The organism is Anoxybacillus gonensis (assembly GCF_001187595.1).
GTDB classification, from domain to species: Bacteria; Bacillota; Bacilli; order Bacillales; family Anoxybacillaceae; genus Anoxybacillus; species Anoxybacillus gonensis.
This window is the reverse complement of sequence record NZ_CP012152.1, coordinates 2,774,607-2,790,682: the sequence shown is the minus strand read 5'-3', so window position 1 is coordinate 2,790,682 and position 16,076 is coordinate 2,774,607. Positions and strand designations below refer to the sequence as shown.

Genomic DNA, 16,076 nt, shown 5'->3' with positions numbered 1-16,076 from the left:
CTCTGTATAGAGCCGTGTAGACCAAAAGGAGGTGACTGTGATGAGAAAGTACGAAATTATGTACATTATCCGTCCAAACATGGAAGAAGAAGCGAGAAAAGCAGTTGTTGAGCGTTTTAATAACGTGTTAACTGAAAATGGCGCAGAAATTACAAATGTAAAAGAATGGGGTAAGCGTCGTCTCGCTTATGAAATTGAAAAATTCCGTGACGGTTACTACATGATTTTAAACGTTGTTGCGAAACCAGCAGCGGTTCAAGAATTTGACCGTTTAGCACGCATCAGCGAAGATATCATTCGTCATATCGTCGTGAAGGAAGAAGAATAATTTCCTCATGAATAGGAGTGGTTCTGATGATTAATCGCGTAATTCTCGTCGGAAGACTGACGAAAGATCCGGAATTACGCTATACTCCAAATGGAGTTGCTGTTGCCACGTTTACGCTAGCGGTAAACCGAACATATACAAACCAACAAGGTGAACGTGAAACAGATTTTATTAACTGTATCGTTTGGCGCCGGCAAGCTGAAAATGTGGCGAACTATTTGAAAAAAGGTAGTTTAGCTGGATTAGAAGGTCGAATTCAAACGAGATCATATGAAAACCAAGAAGGAAAAAAAGTGTATGTGACAGAGGTTGTCGCCGATAGCGTGCAGTTTTTAGAGCCGCGAGGTGGCGGTGAGCAACGTGGCATGGCATCAGGCAGCTATGGCGAGCCGTTTCCATTTGGATCAAATCAGAACCCGAACCAAGGACGTAGCAGCGGATTTAGTCGAATTGATGATGATCCATTTGCGAACGATGGACAACCAATCGACATATCGGATGATGATTTGCCGTTTTAATATACATGATCAACGAAAGGAGGATACACGATGGCAGGACGTAAAGGTGGACGCACAAAACGTCGTAAAGTTTGCTACTTTACAGCAAACGGAATTACACACATCGACTACAAAGATGTCGACACATTAAAGAAATTCATTTCTGAGCGCGGTAAAATTTTACCTCGTCGCGTAACAGGTACGAGCGCAAAATATCAACGTAAATTAACAATTGCGATCAAGCGTGCTCGTCAAATGGCTTTATTACCATACGTTGCGGGCGAATAAAAAGAAAAAGCAGTAAGGGGGACGGAGCCTTACTGCTTTTTGTTTTCAAGGAGGGAAAAAAGTGAAAAACGCGCGTGTATTAACAGAAGGGGCTGTGCAACTCGCCATTTTTACAGTGCTTCTTTTACTTAGTTTATATATGCCTGTATTCGGGATGGTTGCTACGTTTTTTTTAGCAATTCCATTTCTTTTATTTACGATGCGCCATACATATAAAAATGGCTTGTTTTTACTTGCTGCATCATTTATTCCATCCATTTGGTTCGGTTCACTTTTCTCTGTTCCGATGACATTTATGTTTGCAAGTAGTGGAGTGGCCATGGGGCATGTATGGCGAAAACATGGTGAAAAATACGCCGTTTTGCTCGTTGGTACGCTCTCTTTTTTAGTCAGCATGATCATCATTTATGCGGGTTCTGTTTTATTTTTTGACATTCACATTGGTAAACAAATTGAAGGAATCATGCAACAATCGTTTCAAAGTGCACAAAACATATTAGAAAAAATCGGGCAACAAGCGAACGACCAATTTGAAAAAACGATGAAACAAACGATGGATGTTGTTATCGATTTGTTGCCGACGGCGTTCGTTTTTGCTGCCGCATGTTTTGCTTGGATTACTCAACAAGCTGCCTTGCCTATTTTAAAGCGATTAAATATGCCGATTGGCAACTGGCAACCGTTTCGGGAACTCGTTTTACCAAAAAGCTTATTGTGGTACTATTTAGCGACAATGCTTTTATTATTTTTTCCGATCGGGCACGATTCATTTCTTTACATTATACTCATCAACTTATTTCAAATTTTGCAGTTGCTTATGATGATCCAAGGGTTCTCGTTCATTTTTTATTGGACGCATCATAAACATATGGGACGTAAAGGGGCCATTGCCATTGTTGTTCTATCGCTATTTTTCCCTTTTTTACTTCACCTCGTGCGAATATTAGGTATAATTGATTTAGGATTTGATTTGCGAAAGAGGTTGAAAGATTAATGACGCAAGGAGCTGACGTTCATGTCCAGTTTGTATGAAAAGCAGAGGCATCGCTATCCCTTGTATGTTTTAATTGGTATTACGTTCATATTGCTTGTTATCGTGACGTACTTTGAATGGGTAATTGGGATAGTTGCTGCTGTGCTCCTTGGACCGACGTTATTTCACGTATTTCGATCGTATAAAGTCGCTCAAGAGGAAATTGAAGATTATATTTCTACCCTTTCTTACCGCATTAAAAAAGTTGGAGAAGAAGCGTTAATGGGTATGCCGATTGGCATCATGCTCATTAACGATGAGCTGGAAATTGAGTGGACAAACACTTTTCTATCTTCTTGTTTTGGAGTGGATACGTTAGTTGGCCAATCGTTATATGATGTTGCTGAGCAACTTGTTCCGTTAATGAAAAAAGAGGCAACCGAAGAAGTCATTACGTTACATGATCGAACGTTTAAAGTAATCATTCGGCGAGAAGAGAGGTTACTTTACTTTTTTGATATTACTGAACAAGCAGAACTAGAGAAAAAATACGAGCAAGAAAAAATCGTATTAGGAGTCATCTTTCTCGACAATTACGATGATGTAACGCAAGGAATGGACGATCAAACGAAAAGCCAGCTCAATAGTCAAGTGACGTCCATTTTAAACAGATGGGCGAGCGAATACGGGTTATTTTTAAAACGTACGTCGTCTGATCGATTTGTCGCTGTGTTAAATGAACATATTTTACAACAGCTAGAGAAAAATAAATTTTCTGTTTTAGATGAAGTGCGTGAGCAAACAGCGAAAAATCATGTGCCGTTAACGTTAAGTATCGGTATTGGAACAAATTCTCCTTCTTTGCCGGAATTAGGGGCATTGGCTCAGTCTAGTTTAGATTTAGCGCTTGGACGTGGTGGCGACCAAGTAGCGATTAAACAACCGAATGGCAAAGTGAAATTTTACGGCGGGAAAACAAATCCAATGGAAAAACGGACAAGAGTTCGGGCCCGCGTCATATCACATGCGCTAAAAGAGCTCATTTTAGAAAGTGAACAAGTGTTTATTATGGGACATAAATATCCCGATATGGACGCCATTGGTGCTGCCATCGGTATTTTAAAAGTGGCTCAAATGAATCAAAAAGAAGCGTTTATTATTATTGATTCGAGCCGCATTGATTCTGGGGTACAACGGTTGCTTGAGGCGGTCAAAAAGCAGACGGAACTTTGGTCTCGCTTTATTTCCCCTGAACAAGCATTAGAGTTAGCGACAGAAGATACGTTGCTCGTTGTCGTCGATACACATAAACCTTCTCTTGTGATTGAAGAACGGCTATTGTTGCGACTAGATCGGGTTGTAGTCATTGATCATCATCGTCGCGGTGAAGAATTCATTCAAGATCCGATTCTCGTTTATATGGAACCGTATGCGTCATCAACGTCAGAGTTAGTGACGGAATTGCTAGAATATCAACCGAAACGTTCGAAGCTTTCTATGCTTGAGGCGACAGCTTTATTAGCTGGGATTGTCGTTGATACGAAAAGTTTTACGTTGCGCACAGGATCACGAACGTTTGATGCCGCTTCATATTTACGGGCGCAAGGGGCGGATACAACACTTGTCCAAAAATTGTTAAAAGAAAATATTGAGCATTATATTAAACGTGCTAAAATAATTGAGAACGCTATCATTGATGAGCACGGTTTTGCGATTGCGAAAGGAAATGTGAACGAAGCGTATGATCCTGTTTTAATCGCTCAAGCAGCCGATACGTTATTATCTTTGCATGGTGTTGTCGCTTCGTTTGTCATCTCGAAGCGAAACGATCAAACGATTGGAATTAGCGCTCGTTCATTGGGAGATGTCAACGTTCAGTTAATTATGGAAAAACTTGATGGCGGAGGCCATTTAACGAATGCGGCGACTCAGCTTACCAATGTAACGATTGACGAAGCCGAAAAACGATTGCGAGCAGCTATTCGAGAATATATTGAAGGAGGTAAAGAAACATGAAAGTAATCTTTTTAAAAGACGTGAAAGGAAAAGGGAAAAAAGGAGAAGTAAAAAACGTTGCAGATGGTTATGCGCAAAACTTTTTATTTAAACAAGGTCTTGCGATTGAAGCAACGCCGGCGAACTTAAAAGCGTTAGAAGCGCAAAAAAATAAACAAAAGAAAGAAGCGGAAGAAGAATTAGCCCGCGCAAAACAATTGAAAGAAAAAATCGATACATTAACTGTGGAATTGTTTGCGAAAGCTGGTGAGGGAGGTCGTTTATTCGGTTCGATCACAAGCAAACAAATTGCTGAAGCGCTCCAGCAACAACATGACATTAAGATTGATAAACGTAAAATTGAATTAGATGATGCGATTCGGGCGCTTGGATATACGAATGTACCGGTTAAGCTTCATCCAGAAGTGACTGCGACATTAAAAGTACATGTGCAAGAGCAAAAGTAATGAAATGTGATTTTATGCCGGATTTTTTCCGTGCATATAATCACATTTTTCTTATGAGAAAGGATGGTGAGCGTATATGAACGACGTATTTGCTGATCGACTCCCCCCACAAAATATTGAAGCTGAGCAAGCTGTGCTCGGAGCAATTTTATTGGAGCCATCAGCGCTCACAACCGCTTCAGAAATATTAATTCCCGAAGATTTTTATCGAGCTGCCCATCAAAAAATTTTCCGGACGATGTTGCAACTATCTGATCGTGGTGAACCAGTCGATTTAGTGACCGTTACATCAGAACTAGCAGATGCGAATGCCCTTGAAGAAATAGGGGGCGTTTCATATTTAACCGAGCTAGCGAATGCTGTTCCAACGGCGGCAAATGTACAATATTATGCGAAAATTGTAGAAGAAAAGTCCATTTTACGCCGTTTAATTCGTACAGCTACATCAATTGCCCAAGACGGCTATACGCGGGAAGATGAAGTAGAAGATGTGTTAAATGAAGCGGAGCGCAAAATTTTAGAAGTATCGCAACGAAAAAATACGAGCGGATTTCAAAATATAAAAGATGTGCTCGTTCAAGCATACGATAACATTGAAATGCTTCATAATCGCAAGGGTGAAATCACTGGAATTCCGACTGGATTTATTGAACTAGATCGGATGACGGCAGGGTTTCAACGAAGCGATTTTATTATTGTTGCTGCTCGTCCATCTGTCGGAAAAACTGCATTTGCATTAAATATTGCGCAAAATGTGGCGACGCGTACGGGTGAGAATGTGGCCATTTTCAGCTTAGAAATGGGTGCGCAACAGCTTGTGATGCGTATGCTTTGTGCAGAAGGAAACATTAACGCTCAAAACTTGCGGACGGGCAAACTCACACCGGAAGACTGGGGAAAGTTAACGATGGCGATGGGAAGCCTGTCAAATGCCGGTATTTTTATTGACGATACGCCGAACATTCGCGTAAGTGAAATTCGTGCCAAGTGTCGCCGCTTAAAACAAGAACAAGGACTTGGAATGGTATTAATCGATTACTTACAGCTTATTCAAGGAAGTGGACGAAACCGCGAAAATCGTCAACAAGAAGTATCGGAAATTTCTCGCTCGCTAAAAGCGTTAGCTCGTGAATTAGATGTTCCTGTCATCGCTTTATCTCAGCTTTCTCGTAGCGTAGAGCAGCGCCAAGATAAACGCCCGATGATGTCTGACTTGCGTGAATCAGGAAGTATTGAGCAAGATGCCGATATTGTCGCTTTTTTATATCGTGATGATTATTACGATAAAGAATCGGAAAACAAAAATATCATTGAAATTATTATCGCAAAACAACGGAACGGTCCGGTTGGTACTGTACAGCTTGCTTTTGTTAAAGAGTATAACAAGTTTGTCAACTTAGAGCGCCGCTTCGATGATGCAAACGTTCCGCCTGGAGCTTAATTGAATACGAATAAAAATGATAAAAACATATATAAATGTTCGGTTTTTTATTGATTTTTTGTAGTTGATTTGGTACACTTACTTTGTTTGGAATTGATGAAGCGGAGGTGCTCGCCATGTCTTCAGTTGTTGTTGTTGGAACACAATGGGGCGATGAAGGAAAGGGTAAAATTACAGACTTTTTATCACAACATGCAGAAGTGATTGCACGATATCAGGGTGGAAATAACGCCGGACATACGATTGTATTTAACGGCGAAAAGTATAAATTACATTTAATTCCTTCTGGCATTTTTTATAAAGATAAAATTTGTGTCATTGGAAACGGAATGGTTGTTGATCCGAAAGCGCTTGTGCAAGAATTAGCGTATTTACATGAGCGTGGTGTAAGCACGGAAAATTTACGCATTAGCAACCGCGCACATGTGATCTTGCCTTATCATTTAAAGCTGGATGAAGTAGAAGAAGAACGAAAAGGGGCTAATAAAATCGGAACGACGAAAAAAGGAATTGGCCCTGCTTATATGGATAAAGCAGCACGTGTCGGCATCCGCATCGCAGATTTGCTCGACCGTGAAGTATTTGAAGAAAAATTAGCCCGTAATTTAGCGGAGAAAAACGTACTTTTTGAAAAAGTGTACGGTGTTGAAGGATTTAAATTAGAACACATTCTTGATGAATATTATGAATATGGACAACAAATTGCGAAGTATGTTTGCGATACGTCTGTCGTATTAAACGATGCGCTTGATGAAGGACGTCGTGTTTTATTTGAAGGCGCCCAAGGCGTCATGTTAGATATTGACCAAGGAACGTATCCGTTTGTTACGTCATCTAACCCGGTGGCTGGTGGGGTAACGATTGGTGCAGGTGTTGGTCCAACAAAAATTAAACATGTTGTTGGTGTAGCTAAAGCATATACAACACGTGTCGGTGATGGTCCGTTTCCAACTGAGTTAAACAATGAAATTGGTGACCGCATTCGCGAAGTAGGCCGCGAGTATGGAACGACGACAGGGCGCCCACGTCGCGTCGGTTGGTTCGATAGCGTTGTTGTTCGCCATGCCCGCCGAGTTAGCGGGATTACAGATTTATCTTTAAACTCAATCGACGTATTAACAGGTATTGAGACGTTAAAAATTTGCGTCGCTTATCGATATAAAGGACAGATCATAGAAGAGTTTCCGGCAAGCTTAAAAGTGCTAGCGGAATGCGAACCTGTATATGAAGAATTGCCAGGGTGGACAGAAGATATTACTGGCGTAAAAAGCTTAGACGAACTTCCAACTAATGCCCGCCGTTACGTTGAGCGCATTTCGCAATTGACAGGTATTCCGCTTTCTATTTTCTCTGTCGGACCAGACCGTTCTCAAACGAATGTTGTCCGTAACGTATATGCATAAGAAAAAACGTCGATGACTCGTTCGTCGACGTTTTTTTAAAAAAACTATTGTCTTTTTACTAATTATATAATAAAATAATAGATGTCTGTTAGAATACGGTTCCGTGGTGTAGGGGTTAACATGCCTGCCTGTCACGCAGGAGATCGCGGGTTCGAATCCCGTCGGAACCGCCATTTTTTTTATTAGCACGCTCGAATGGACTTCATTGATCAGGCACCGGCGTACCGCTCGAGCCGCATCTTGAGTAAGCAAACGGAGAGCGGGACGAAGGACGTTTGGTTTTCGAATAAATAAAGGATGAAGCTATAATCGATATGGCTCGGTAGCTCAGTCGGTAGAGCAAAGGACTGAAAATCCTTGTGTCGGCGGTTCGATTCCGTCCCGAGCCACTTGTAAGCATAGATACATATATGTGTCTATGCTTTTTTATTTTATAATAGTGACATGGTACACTATATGTAAATACGCCTTTTTGGGGGAGTGAACATAAATGGAGAAAAAAATTTTAGTTGTTGATGATGAAAAGCCGATTGCTGATATTTTGCAATTTAATTTAAGAAAAGAAGGATATGACGTATATTGTGCGTACGACGGTGTGGAGGCGTTACAAAAAGTAGAAGATATTCAACCGGATTTAATTTTATTAGATATTATGCTTCCGCAAAAAGATGGTATGGAAGTATGCCGCGAAATTCGTAAAAAATACGATATGCCGATCATTATGTTGACAGCAAAAGATTCTGAAATTGATAAAGTGCTCGGACTAGAGCTCGGTGCGGACGACTATGTAACGAAGCCATTTAGCACGCGCGAGTTGTTGGCACGCGTGAAAGCTAATTTGCGTCGCCATCAACAAAGCCAAGAACAAGATGTAAAAGAAATGAGCGAAATAAAAATTGGTTCGCTTACCATTCATCCAGACGCTTATATTGTATCTAAACGGGGAGAGGAAATTGAATTAACTCATCGCGAGTTTGAACTTCTTCACTATTTAGCGAAACATATCGGTCAAGTGATGACACGTGAACATTTACTTCAAACGGTATGGGGATACGATTATTTTGGCGATGTGCGTACCGTTGATGTAACGGTTCGACGTTTGCGTGAAAAAATCGAGGACAACCCTTCGCATCCAACGTGGATTGTGACAAGACGAGGGGTAGGATATTATTTACGAAATCCGGAACAGGAGTAACCGCATGAGAAAAGTAAGTATATTCCAATCGATTCACGTGAAATTTGCCTTGATTTATATTTTGCTTATTTTAATCGCAATGCAAATTATCGGGGCTTATTTCGTGCGTCAATTAGAGGCACAACTCGTTGAAAACTTTAAAAACTCGTTAAATGAGCGCGTGATTTTGCTCGCTTACAATATTGAACAAGAAATGAATAAAGAACGCGATAAAAAAAGTCCTACAATCGAAGAAGAGATTCGTGCAATTTTACAAGATTTCGTGTCACAAGATATTTCTGAAGTGCGCGTTATTGATAATAAAAGTAAAGTATTAGGAACATCGAATCCATACAATCAAAATATTGTCGGAAAACGGACGACAGATTTACTAATTAAACGAACGTTAGTTGCAGGCGAAATGACGGAAAAAATGCTTGTCGATCCGAAAACAGGGCACCGCATGTATATTTCCTCGACCCCAATTAAAGTAAAGAACGAAATGAAAGGGGCTATTTATGTTATCGCCTCGATGGAAAATGTTTTTGCACAAATGAGGCAAATTAATAACATTTTAGCGACCGGAACAGGAATCGCTTTAGTCATTACAGCGTTGTTAGGCATTTTACTAGCGCAAACGATTACTCGTCCCATTTCAGATATGCGTAAACAAGCATTAGCGATGGCAAAAGGTAATTTTTCACGAAAAGTAAAAGTATACGGGTATGATGAAATTGGACAGCTCGCGCTCAGTTTTAACAACTTAACGAAAAAATTGCAAGAAGCGCAAGCGACGACCGAAGGAGAGCGTCGTAAGTTAGAATCGGTATTGACGCATATGACAGATGGTGTGATCGCCACAGATAGAAAAGGGAGAATTATTTTAATTAATGATGCGGCGCTAAACATTTTAAATGTTTCACGTGAAACAGTGTTGTCTGCCCCTATTGTGAGCGTATTAGGATTAGACGAACAATACACGTTTGAAACGCTGCTGGAAGAGCGTGAAACGTTAATTTTAGATTTTAGTACAGAAGAAGAAATGTACATTTTACGCGCTTCTTTATCTGTTATTCAAAAAGAAAAAGGGTTTGTAAACGGGTTAATCGTTGTGTTGCACGATATTACAGAACATGAAAAAATTGATCGCGATCGTCGCGAGTTTGTCGCTAATGTTTCGCACGAGCTACGGACGCCGTTAACGACCATGCGCAGTTATTTAGAAGCGCTTGCGGACGGAGCATGGCGCGATGAGGAAATTGCTCCGCGATTTATTGAAGTGACACAAAATGAAACAGAGCGAATGATTCGTCTCGTCAACGATTTGTTGCAGCTTTCTAAGCTTGACAGCAAAGACTACAAATTGAAAAAGACGCGCGTTCATTTTATTCCATATTTTCATAAAGTGATCGATCGATTTGAACTAACGAAAAAAGAAAACGTTTCGTTCGTTCGAGACTTTCCTGATGAAAAAATCTTTGTTCATATGGATGAAGATAAAATTACACAAGTGCTTGATAACATTATTTCTAACGCCTTAAAATACTCTCCGCAAGGAGGAAAAATTACGTTTCGTGTGAAGAAAAAAGAGGATCATATCGAAGTAAGTGTGAAAGATGAAGGAGTCGGTATTCCTAAATCGGATTTATCGAAAATTTTTGAGCGTTTTTACCGTGTCGACAAGGCGCGCTCACGGAAGCTCGGTGGAACAGGGCTAGGTCTTGCGATTGCAAAAGAAGTTGTTGTCGCACATGGTGGGCGTATTTGGGCTGAAAGTCAAGAACGGAAAGGGACAACGATTTACTTTACTTTGCCGATTGAACAACAGAAAAAAGGATGAAAACGATGAAATACGAAACGATGAAATCGATTGTATTGACGATTCTTGTATGTACGAGCGTCTTTTTAACGTGGAGCTTATGGACGTATCAGCCGAAATATGACTTCATTGAAAACGCAAAATACATTCAAAACGTCCCTGTCAGCAATGTTGCGGTCGATTATGGTACAGTCGTTCAGCCGCGTTATATTTTTATTCATAAAGATGCACAACATTACGGGATGACGCATCATTCAGACATTTATAAATTTATGAAGGAAATGAAAAATTGGACGTTCGATCATTTTGAAAATATATCAGACACAGTAAAAAAAGAACAATTTCTTTCGTTTATCCATGGGAAAGGAAAAATAGAAATTATTTATCCAGACGACATACCGATTGAAATGTATCATACGATTTTTCAAATAGATGATACAGATGTTGAAAAAGTTCGCTTTGATCGCATCATTATTCCAATGAATGAAAACGAAGAAGAAATTCACGTATATTTCGTATCTGTCAATGAAAAGCGTATATATAAAGCGGTCGCTCAAGATGTGTCGATAGAGAATTTGAAACAAACATATTATGCGCGCGCAGAGCGTTATACACCATTTTTATCGTACGACATCAGTGAAACAAAATCGCTATTTTTACCAGCTCGTCCACTCGTATTAAACCGATTGCAATACTATATGGACGAATTAAGCGCAGATCGTTTTAAAGATGCGCTATTTACAGATCCGAGTTTTGTGAAAAAAGATGTGCTCAACTTCGGAGAAGAATATACAGATGGTTCGCGGTTAATGGATGTCGATTTATCTAAAAAGTTACTATTGTATGTCAATCCAGCGGCTCGTGGCGAAACACAAACGTTTGATCCAACGATCTTGCAAAAAAGCATCGACTTTGTCAACGATCACGGCGGTTGGACGGATACGTATTATTTTGATCGCTTAGACGAAAACGGTAGAAAAGTAACTTTTCGTTTGTTTGCCAATGGTTATCCTGTATTTAATCGTTACGGTATGGCAGAAATTATACAAATATGGGGAGAAAATGAGATTATCAATTACCAACGCCCACTATTTACATTAGCTATTCCCGATCGGGTGAGCTTGCCAATTACACTTTCGTCTGGATATGAAGTCATTGATCAGTTGAAACAACAAAAAAATATTCAACATGAGTTAATTGATGATATTGCCATCGGTTATGAGCTCATTCGTGATTCGGAGCGGGAAAATATCGTCATGTTAGAACCAGCTTGGTACTGTTTATATAACGGAACATGGCGGAAAATTGTGATGACGACAGATGAACGAAGAGGGGATATCATTGGATTGGAGTAAAACGAAAACGATTTTTATTATTACATTTCTCATTCTCGATATATTTTTAGGGTACCAATTTATTCAGAAAAAAAATAGTAGCCAGCTTGATGTCATTTTAGAAGCGACAATTGAAGAACAACTTGAAGCAGATGGTATTACATATGTCGATTTGCCAAAAGAGATCACGAAAGCGACATATGTCAGTGGGAAAAGTAAAACGTTTACGGAAGAAGAAGTTAAAAATTTGCCAAACCAACAAGTAGAAGCAGCAAATGAAACGGTTTTGCAAGCTCATTTTATTAAACCTGTTCCATTGCAAGACCCGAAAGACGGTTATCGTTTAACAGAGTTTTTAAGGCAAAATATCATTGCGGGTGATCAATATACGTTTTGGAAGTATGACGAAGATTTACAAGCGCTCATTTATTTTCAACAATATGAAGGAAAAACGATTTATAAAAACGTGAGCAGTATGTTGCTTATTTATGTGAACGATCAAAATGAAATGGTCGGTTACGAACAAACGTTGCTTGTTGATTTAGAAAAGAACGAGAAAAAACAAGAAATTTTGCCAGCGATTAAAGCATTAGAGACGTTGTATAAACGAAATCACTTAAAGCCTGGTGATCGCGTAACGAAAATCGATTTAGGTTATTATGCACTTGTCCAGTTTACGACTTCGCAAGTGTTAACACCGACATGGCATGTTGTTGTGAATGGAAAAACAGATTATTATGTCAATGCATTTGAAGGACAAGTGATTAGCGATGAAAATAAAGTGTTGGAGTGAATGAGATGAGGTTTAGCGTTTTGGCAAGTGGCAGTACAGGTAACGCCTTTTACGTAGAAACGGAACGTGAACGGTTACTTGTTGATGCAGGATTAAGCGGTAAACAATTAGAGCAACTATTTGCTCATATTGATCGCCGTCTTCAAGATGTAACAGGTGTTTTAGTGACGCATGAACATAGCGATCATATTAAAGGTTTAGGCGTCATTGCTCGGAAGTACCGCCTTCCGATTTATGCGAATGAAAAAACGTGGAAAGCGATGGATGGACTCATTGGTGACATTCCATCTGAACAAAAATTTATTTTCCCAACGGGTGCTGTTCGCACGTTTGGAGATATGGATGTTGAGTCATTTGGCGTGTCGCACGATGCCGCCGAGCCTATGTTTTATGTGTTTCATTACGAGGGAAAAAAGTTAGCGCTTATTACAGATACAGGGTATGTTAGCGAGCGCATGAAAGGTGTCATTTGTCATGCGGATGTATTTGTATTTGAAAGCAACCATGATGTAGAAATGTTACGTATGGGAAAATACCCATGGAACATTAAGCGACGTATTTTAAGTGATGTCGGACACGTATCTAACGAAGATGCAGGTCTCGCCTTAGCGGACGTGATCGGTGATAAAACAAGGCGCATTTATTTAGCTCATTTAAGCCAAGATAACAATATGAAAGAATTAGCGCGAATGACAGTTGCTCAGACGCTTGAGAAAAAAGGGATGATCGTCGGAGAATCTTTTCAACTATATGATACGGATCCGGTTCGTCCGACAGCGCTCGTTTCCGTATAAATTTCACCGTTTTTTCACCAACATGACGTATGTATATTGTTAGATGATGAGCGAAAAAACAGGTTATAATGGAAAATGGGTCAATATTTGAGATAGAAAGGACGGGTGAAAAATGGGCTATTATGATGATCATTATGAACATGTTCGTCAAAAACAAAAAGGGAACCGCGGAGGCACGTTTTTGGCGGGATTAGTCGGGGCGATTTTAGGGGGAATGCTTGTCATCGTCGCTATTCCTTCGCTAGTAAAATGGGACGTGTTACCTTATTCACTTGAACAAACGGAAGAAAAACAGACGACGGTAACAGAGCAGCCAAAAGTAGATAAAAGTGTAGCAGTAGATGTCGTCACTCAAGTAACGAAAGCTGTAAACAAAGTATCTAATGCGGTTGTCGGCATTGTAAATATTCAAGAAGCAAGTTTTTGGTCAGAAGGCGGGGAAGCTGGAACAGGTTCCGGTGTTATTTATAAAAAAGAAGGGAATAAGGCATATATCGTCACTAACCATCACGTCGTTGAAGGTGCGAGCCGTGTCGAAGTGAGCTTAAGCGACGGAACAAAAGTGCCAGCTCGTCTTCTTGGAAGTGATGTATGGACCGATTTAGCAGTATTAGAAATCGATGCGAAACATGTCACAAACGTAGCTGAATTCGGTAACTCAGATGTCGTGAAGGTCGGGGAACCAGTGATTGCAGTTGGGAACCCACTCGGCTTGCAATTTGCAGGTTCTGTGACGCAAGGAATTATTTCTGGGGTAAACCGTACGATTCCAATTGATATTGATCAAGATGGCATCCCAGATTGGCATGCAGAAGTATTACAAACAGACGCTGCGATTAACCCAGGAAACAGCGGAGGAGCACTCGTAAATATCGAAGGTCAAGTCATTGGAATTAACTCGATGAAAATTGCGCAAGAAGCCGTGGAAGGAATCGGATTATCCATTCCGATTAACTATGCAAAACCGATCATTGCGGATTTAGAGAAGTTTGGACAAGTTCGTCGACCATATATGGGCGTAGAGTTACGTTCATTAAGCGATATTCCAGCATATCATTGGCAACAGACGCTTCATTTGCCGGCAAACGTGAAAGAAGGGGTTGCTATTTTACAAGTCGTACCGGGATCACCAGCTGCCCAAGCGGGTTTACGTGAATTTGATGTCATTGTCGCGTTAGATGACGAAAACATTCCGGATGTCATCGCCTTAAGAAAGCATTTATATAATCGGAAACAAATTGGCGATACGATGAAAGTAACGTTTTATCGCGATGGCAAAAAACAAACAGTGACATTAAAATTGGCCAAACAATCATTATAGTGAAACGGCAGGGCATTCCCTGTCGTTTCATTCATAAACGAGGAGTGGTATGTTTTGTGGAAATGTTGTGAACAACATGTCGAACTTGCGATTGATATGTATGTGGATGAAAAACAACAAGCGCCTGAGATATCAACAGTTTCTGTGGATAAAAAAGAAGAAATGTGCGATTTTTGTGAACAGCGTGCGGTATATATAGTAGGGAACTAACGTTTCTACACAATATGTGGATTTATATTGTGGATATGTGGATAAAACCTGTGGATATTATGTTTGTAAAGTGGGGATCACTTGTGAATATATATATTATTGCTGTGGGTAAGTTGAAAGAAAAATATTTAAAACAAGGAATCGAAGAATATATGAAACGACTGTCATCCTATGCAAAAATCGACATCATTGAAGTAGCGGATGAAAAAGCGCCAGAGCAGTTAAGTAAACAACAAACGGAGCTCGTAAAAAAGAAAGAAGGCGAACGCATTTTAGGTAAAGTAACAGACGATATGCACGTCATTGCTTTAGCCATTGAAGGAAAAATGATGTCTTCTGAACAATTTGCTCAAACGCTCGATCGATTAGCGACATACGGAAAAAGTAAAGTCGCCTTTGTCATCGGAGGGTCTCTCGGCTTAAGCGATGACGTCATGAAACGAGCAAACGAATCGCTTTCATTTTCAAAAATGACGTTTCCGCATCAACTCATGCGCCTCATTTTAACTGAGCAAATTTACCGCGCTTTTCGCATTAACCGAGGGGAACCGTATCATAAGTAACGGTAAACTTTTTAATTTGAATAATTTTAGGGGTTAAGTTGACTCATTCCATTTTTAGGAATGAGTATTTTTTATTTACCTTTGAAGGGGTTTTTTGTATGTTGTCGAATTATTGGATACTAGTCGATGATGATTTTTATAACTAAAGTGTTTTCACATTAATTAACTGTATAAAAGTGAATGTCTATTTAAAAACAGGATGGAACTTTATTATGTTTTAACAAATTTATGTGGAGAGGGGGTGTTTATCATAGAAGTATATAGTGTTTCTTTACTTAATTTCTTAAACCAATAACTATATAGCAGAGGTGATTTAAAATAATATGCTAGGGGATATTTTAAATAATTATGTTATTGGATCAATGTTTTTTGGATCAAAATTGAATAATATGGTAGGGAATATTTTAGATACGTATGTTATTATATCAATATTTTTTGGATGGAAATTTATTTCAAGGATGCAAAGGAACTTTGTAATTTTTACAACAATTAGTGATTATATTATCTTCAAATTTATGGCTGCTACGGCCATAGGTTGGTTAGTTACGCCATTTTATATTATAGGTTTTATCATTAAAATGATTTCGCGTAAAAAGAATAAGAAAGGAAAGATTTATGTTATTAAGTAAGTGGTGAAAGTTTAGTAATTCGTATTTTCTGAAACAGTCTGATGTCA

16 protein-coding genes and 2 tRNA genes are annotated in these 16,076 nt (G+C 39.5%); all 18 read left to right on the top strand.

All coding sequences use genetic code 11. The annotated features are described in order from the left end of the window. The first annotated feature begins 40 nt into the window (after positions 1-40). Positions 41-328 (top strand): 30S ribosomal protein S6, encoded by a 288-nt coding sequence (gene rpsF, locus AFK25_RS14565; RefSeq protein WP_009361077.1) that lies wholly within the window; start codon positions 41-43, stop codon positions 326-328. Between the two features lie 26 nt (positions 329-354). Beyond that, the gene (ssb, locus tag AFK25_RS14560; RefSeq protein ID WP_026011473.1) at positions 355-846 is read left to right on the top strand and encodes a single-stranded DNA-binding protein; all 492 of its coding nucleotides are present in this window, start codon (positions 355-357) and stop codon (positions 844-846) included. A 30-nt stretch (positions 847-876) separates the two neighbouring features. Further along, positions 877-1,113: a 30S ribosomal protein S18 gene (rpsR, locus tag AFK25_RS14555; protein ID WP_003397568.1), complete on the top strand. Its 237-nt coding sequence runs from the start codon at positions 877-879 to the stop codon at positions 1,111-1,113. Positions 1,114-1,174: 61 nt separating this feature from the next. Continuing rightward, entirely contained in the window at positions 1,175-2,107 is a 933-nt protein-coding gene (locus tag AFK25_RS14550; RefSeq protein WP_035067247.1) for a YybS family protein, read from the top strand. A 21-nt stretch (positions 2,108-2,128) separates the two neighbouring features. Continuing rightward, a complete protein-coding gene (locus tag AFK25_RS14545) occupies positions 2,129-4,102 on the top strand; it encodes a DHH family phosphoesterase (RefSeq protein WP_035067232.1) in 1,974 nt (657 codons plus the stop codon). Continuing rightward, positions 4,099-4,548 carry a 50S ribosomal protein L9 gene (gene rplI, locus AFK25_RS14540; protein WP_009361073.1) on the top strand — a complete coding sequence of 150 codons (450 nt, stop codon included), beginning with the start codon at positions 4,099-4,101 and terminating at the stop codon, positions 4,546-4,548. Before AFK25_RS14545 ends, rplI begins: the two co-directional genes overlap by 4 nt. Positions 4,549-4,624: 76 nt before the next feature. Next, positions 4,625-5,989 carry a replicative DNA helicase gene (dnaB, locus tag AFK25_RS14535; RefSeq protein WP_009361072.1) on the top strand — a complete coding sequence of 455 codons (1,365 nt, stop codon included), beginning with the start codon at positions 4,625-4,627 and terminating at the stop codon, positions 5,987-5,989. 116 nt (positions 5,990-6,105) lie between these two features. Further along, complete coding sequence (locus AFK25_RS14530; protein WP_026011474.1) at positions 6,106-7,392, top strand: adenylosuccinate synthase; 1,287 nt, start codon at positions 6,106-6,108, stop codon at positions 7,390-7,392. A gap of 97 nt (positions 7,393-7,489) precedes the next feature. Continuing rightward, positions 7,490-7,565, top strand: a tRNA-Asp gene (locus AFK25_RS14525). A 143-nt stretch (positions 7,566-7,708) separates the two neighbouring features. Next, positions 7,709-7,781 (top strand) — tRNA-Phe (locus AFK25_RS14520). A 101-nt stretch (positions 7,782-7,882) separates the two neighbouring features. Further along, the gene (yycF, locus tag AFK25_RS14515) at positions 7,883-8,587 is read left to right on the top strand and encodes a response regulator YycF (protein WP_009361070.1); all 705 of its coding nucleotides are present in this window, start codon (positions 7,883-7,885) and stop codon (positions 8,585-8,587) included. Positions 8,588-8,591: 4 nt separating this feature from the next. Beyond that, positions 8,592-10,406, top strand: a complete 1,815-nt coding sequence (walK, locus tag AFK25_RS14510) for a cell wall metabolism sensor histidine kinase WalK (protein ID WP_009361069.1) — start codon at positions 8,592-8,594, stop codon at positions 10,404-10,406. A gap of 5 nt (positions 10,407-10,411) precedes the next feature. Further along, complete coding sequence (locus tag AFK25_RS14505) at positions 10,412-11,740, top strand: YycH family regulatory protein (RefSeq protein WP_009361068.1); 1,329 nt, start codon at positions 10,412-10,414, stop codon at positions 11,738-11,740. Beyond that, positions 11,727-12,512 (top strand): two-component system regulatory protein YycI, encoded by a 786-nt coding sequence (locus AFK25_RS14500; protein ID WP_026011475.1) that lies wholly within the window; start codon positions 11,727-11,729, stop codon positions 12,510-12,512. Before AFK25_RS14505 ends, AFK25_RS14500 begins: the two co-directional genes overlap by 14 nt. Positions 12,513-12,517: 5 nt before the next feature. Then, positions 12,518-13,306 (top strand): MBL fold metallo-hydrolase, encoded by a 789-nt coding sequence (locus AFK25_RS14495; protein ID WP_035067229.1) that lies wholly within the window; start codon positions 12,518-12,520, stop codon positions 13,304-13,306. A gap of 112 nt (positions 13,307-13,418) precedes the next feature. After that, complete coding sequence (locus tag AFK25_RS14490) at positions 13,419-14,627, top strand: S1C family serine protease (RefSeq protein ID WP_019416603.1); 1,209 nt, start codon at positions 13,419-13,421, stop codon at positions 14,625-14,627. 54 nt (positions 14,628-14,681) lie between these two features. After that, a complete protein-coding gene (locus AFK25_RS14945; protein ID WP_009361064.1) occupies positions 14,682-14,837 on the top strand; it encodes a CxxH/CxxC protein in 156 nt (51 codons plus the stop codon). A gap of 83 nt (positions 14,838-14,920) precedes the next feature. After that, complete coding sequence (gene rlmH / locus AFK25_RS14485; RefSeq protein ID WP_205597793.1) at positions 14,921-15,400, top strand: 23S rRNA (pseudouridine(1915)-N(3))-methyltransferase RlmH; 480 nt, start codon at positions 14,921-14,923, stop codon at positions 15,398-15,400. The last annotated feature ends 676 nt before the right edge of the window (positions 15,401-16,076 follow it).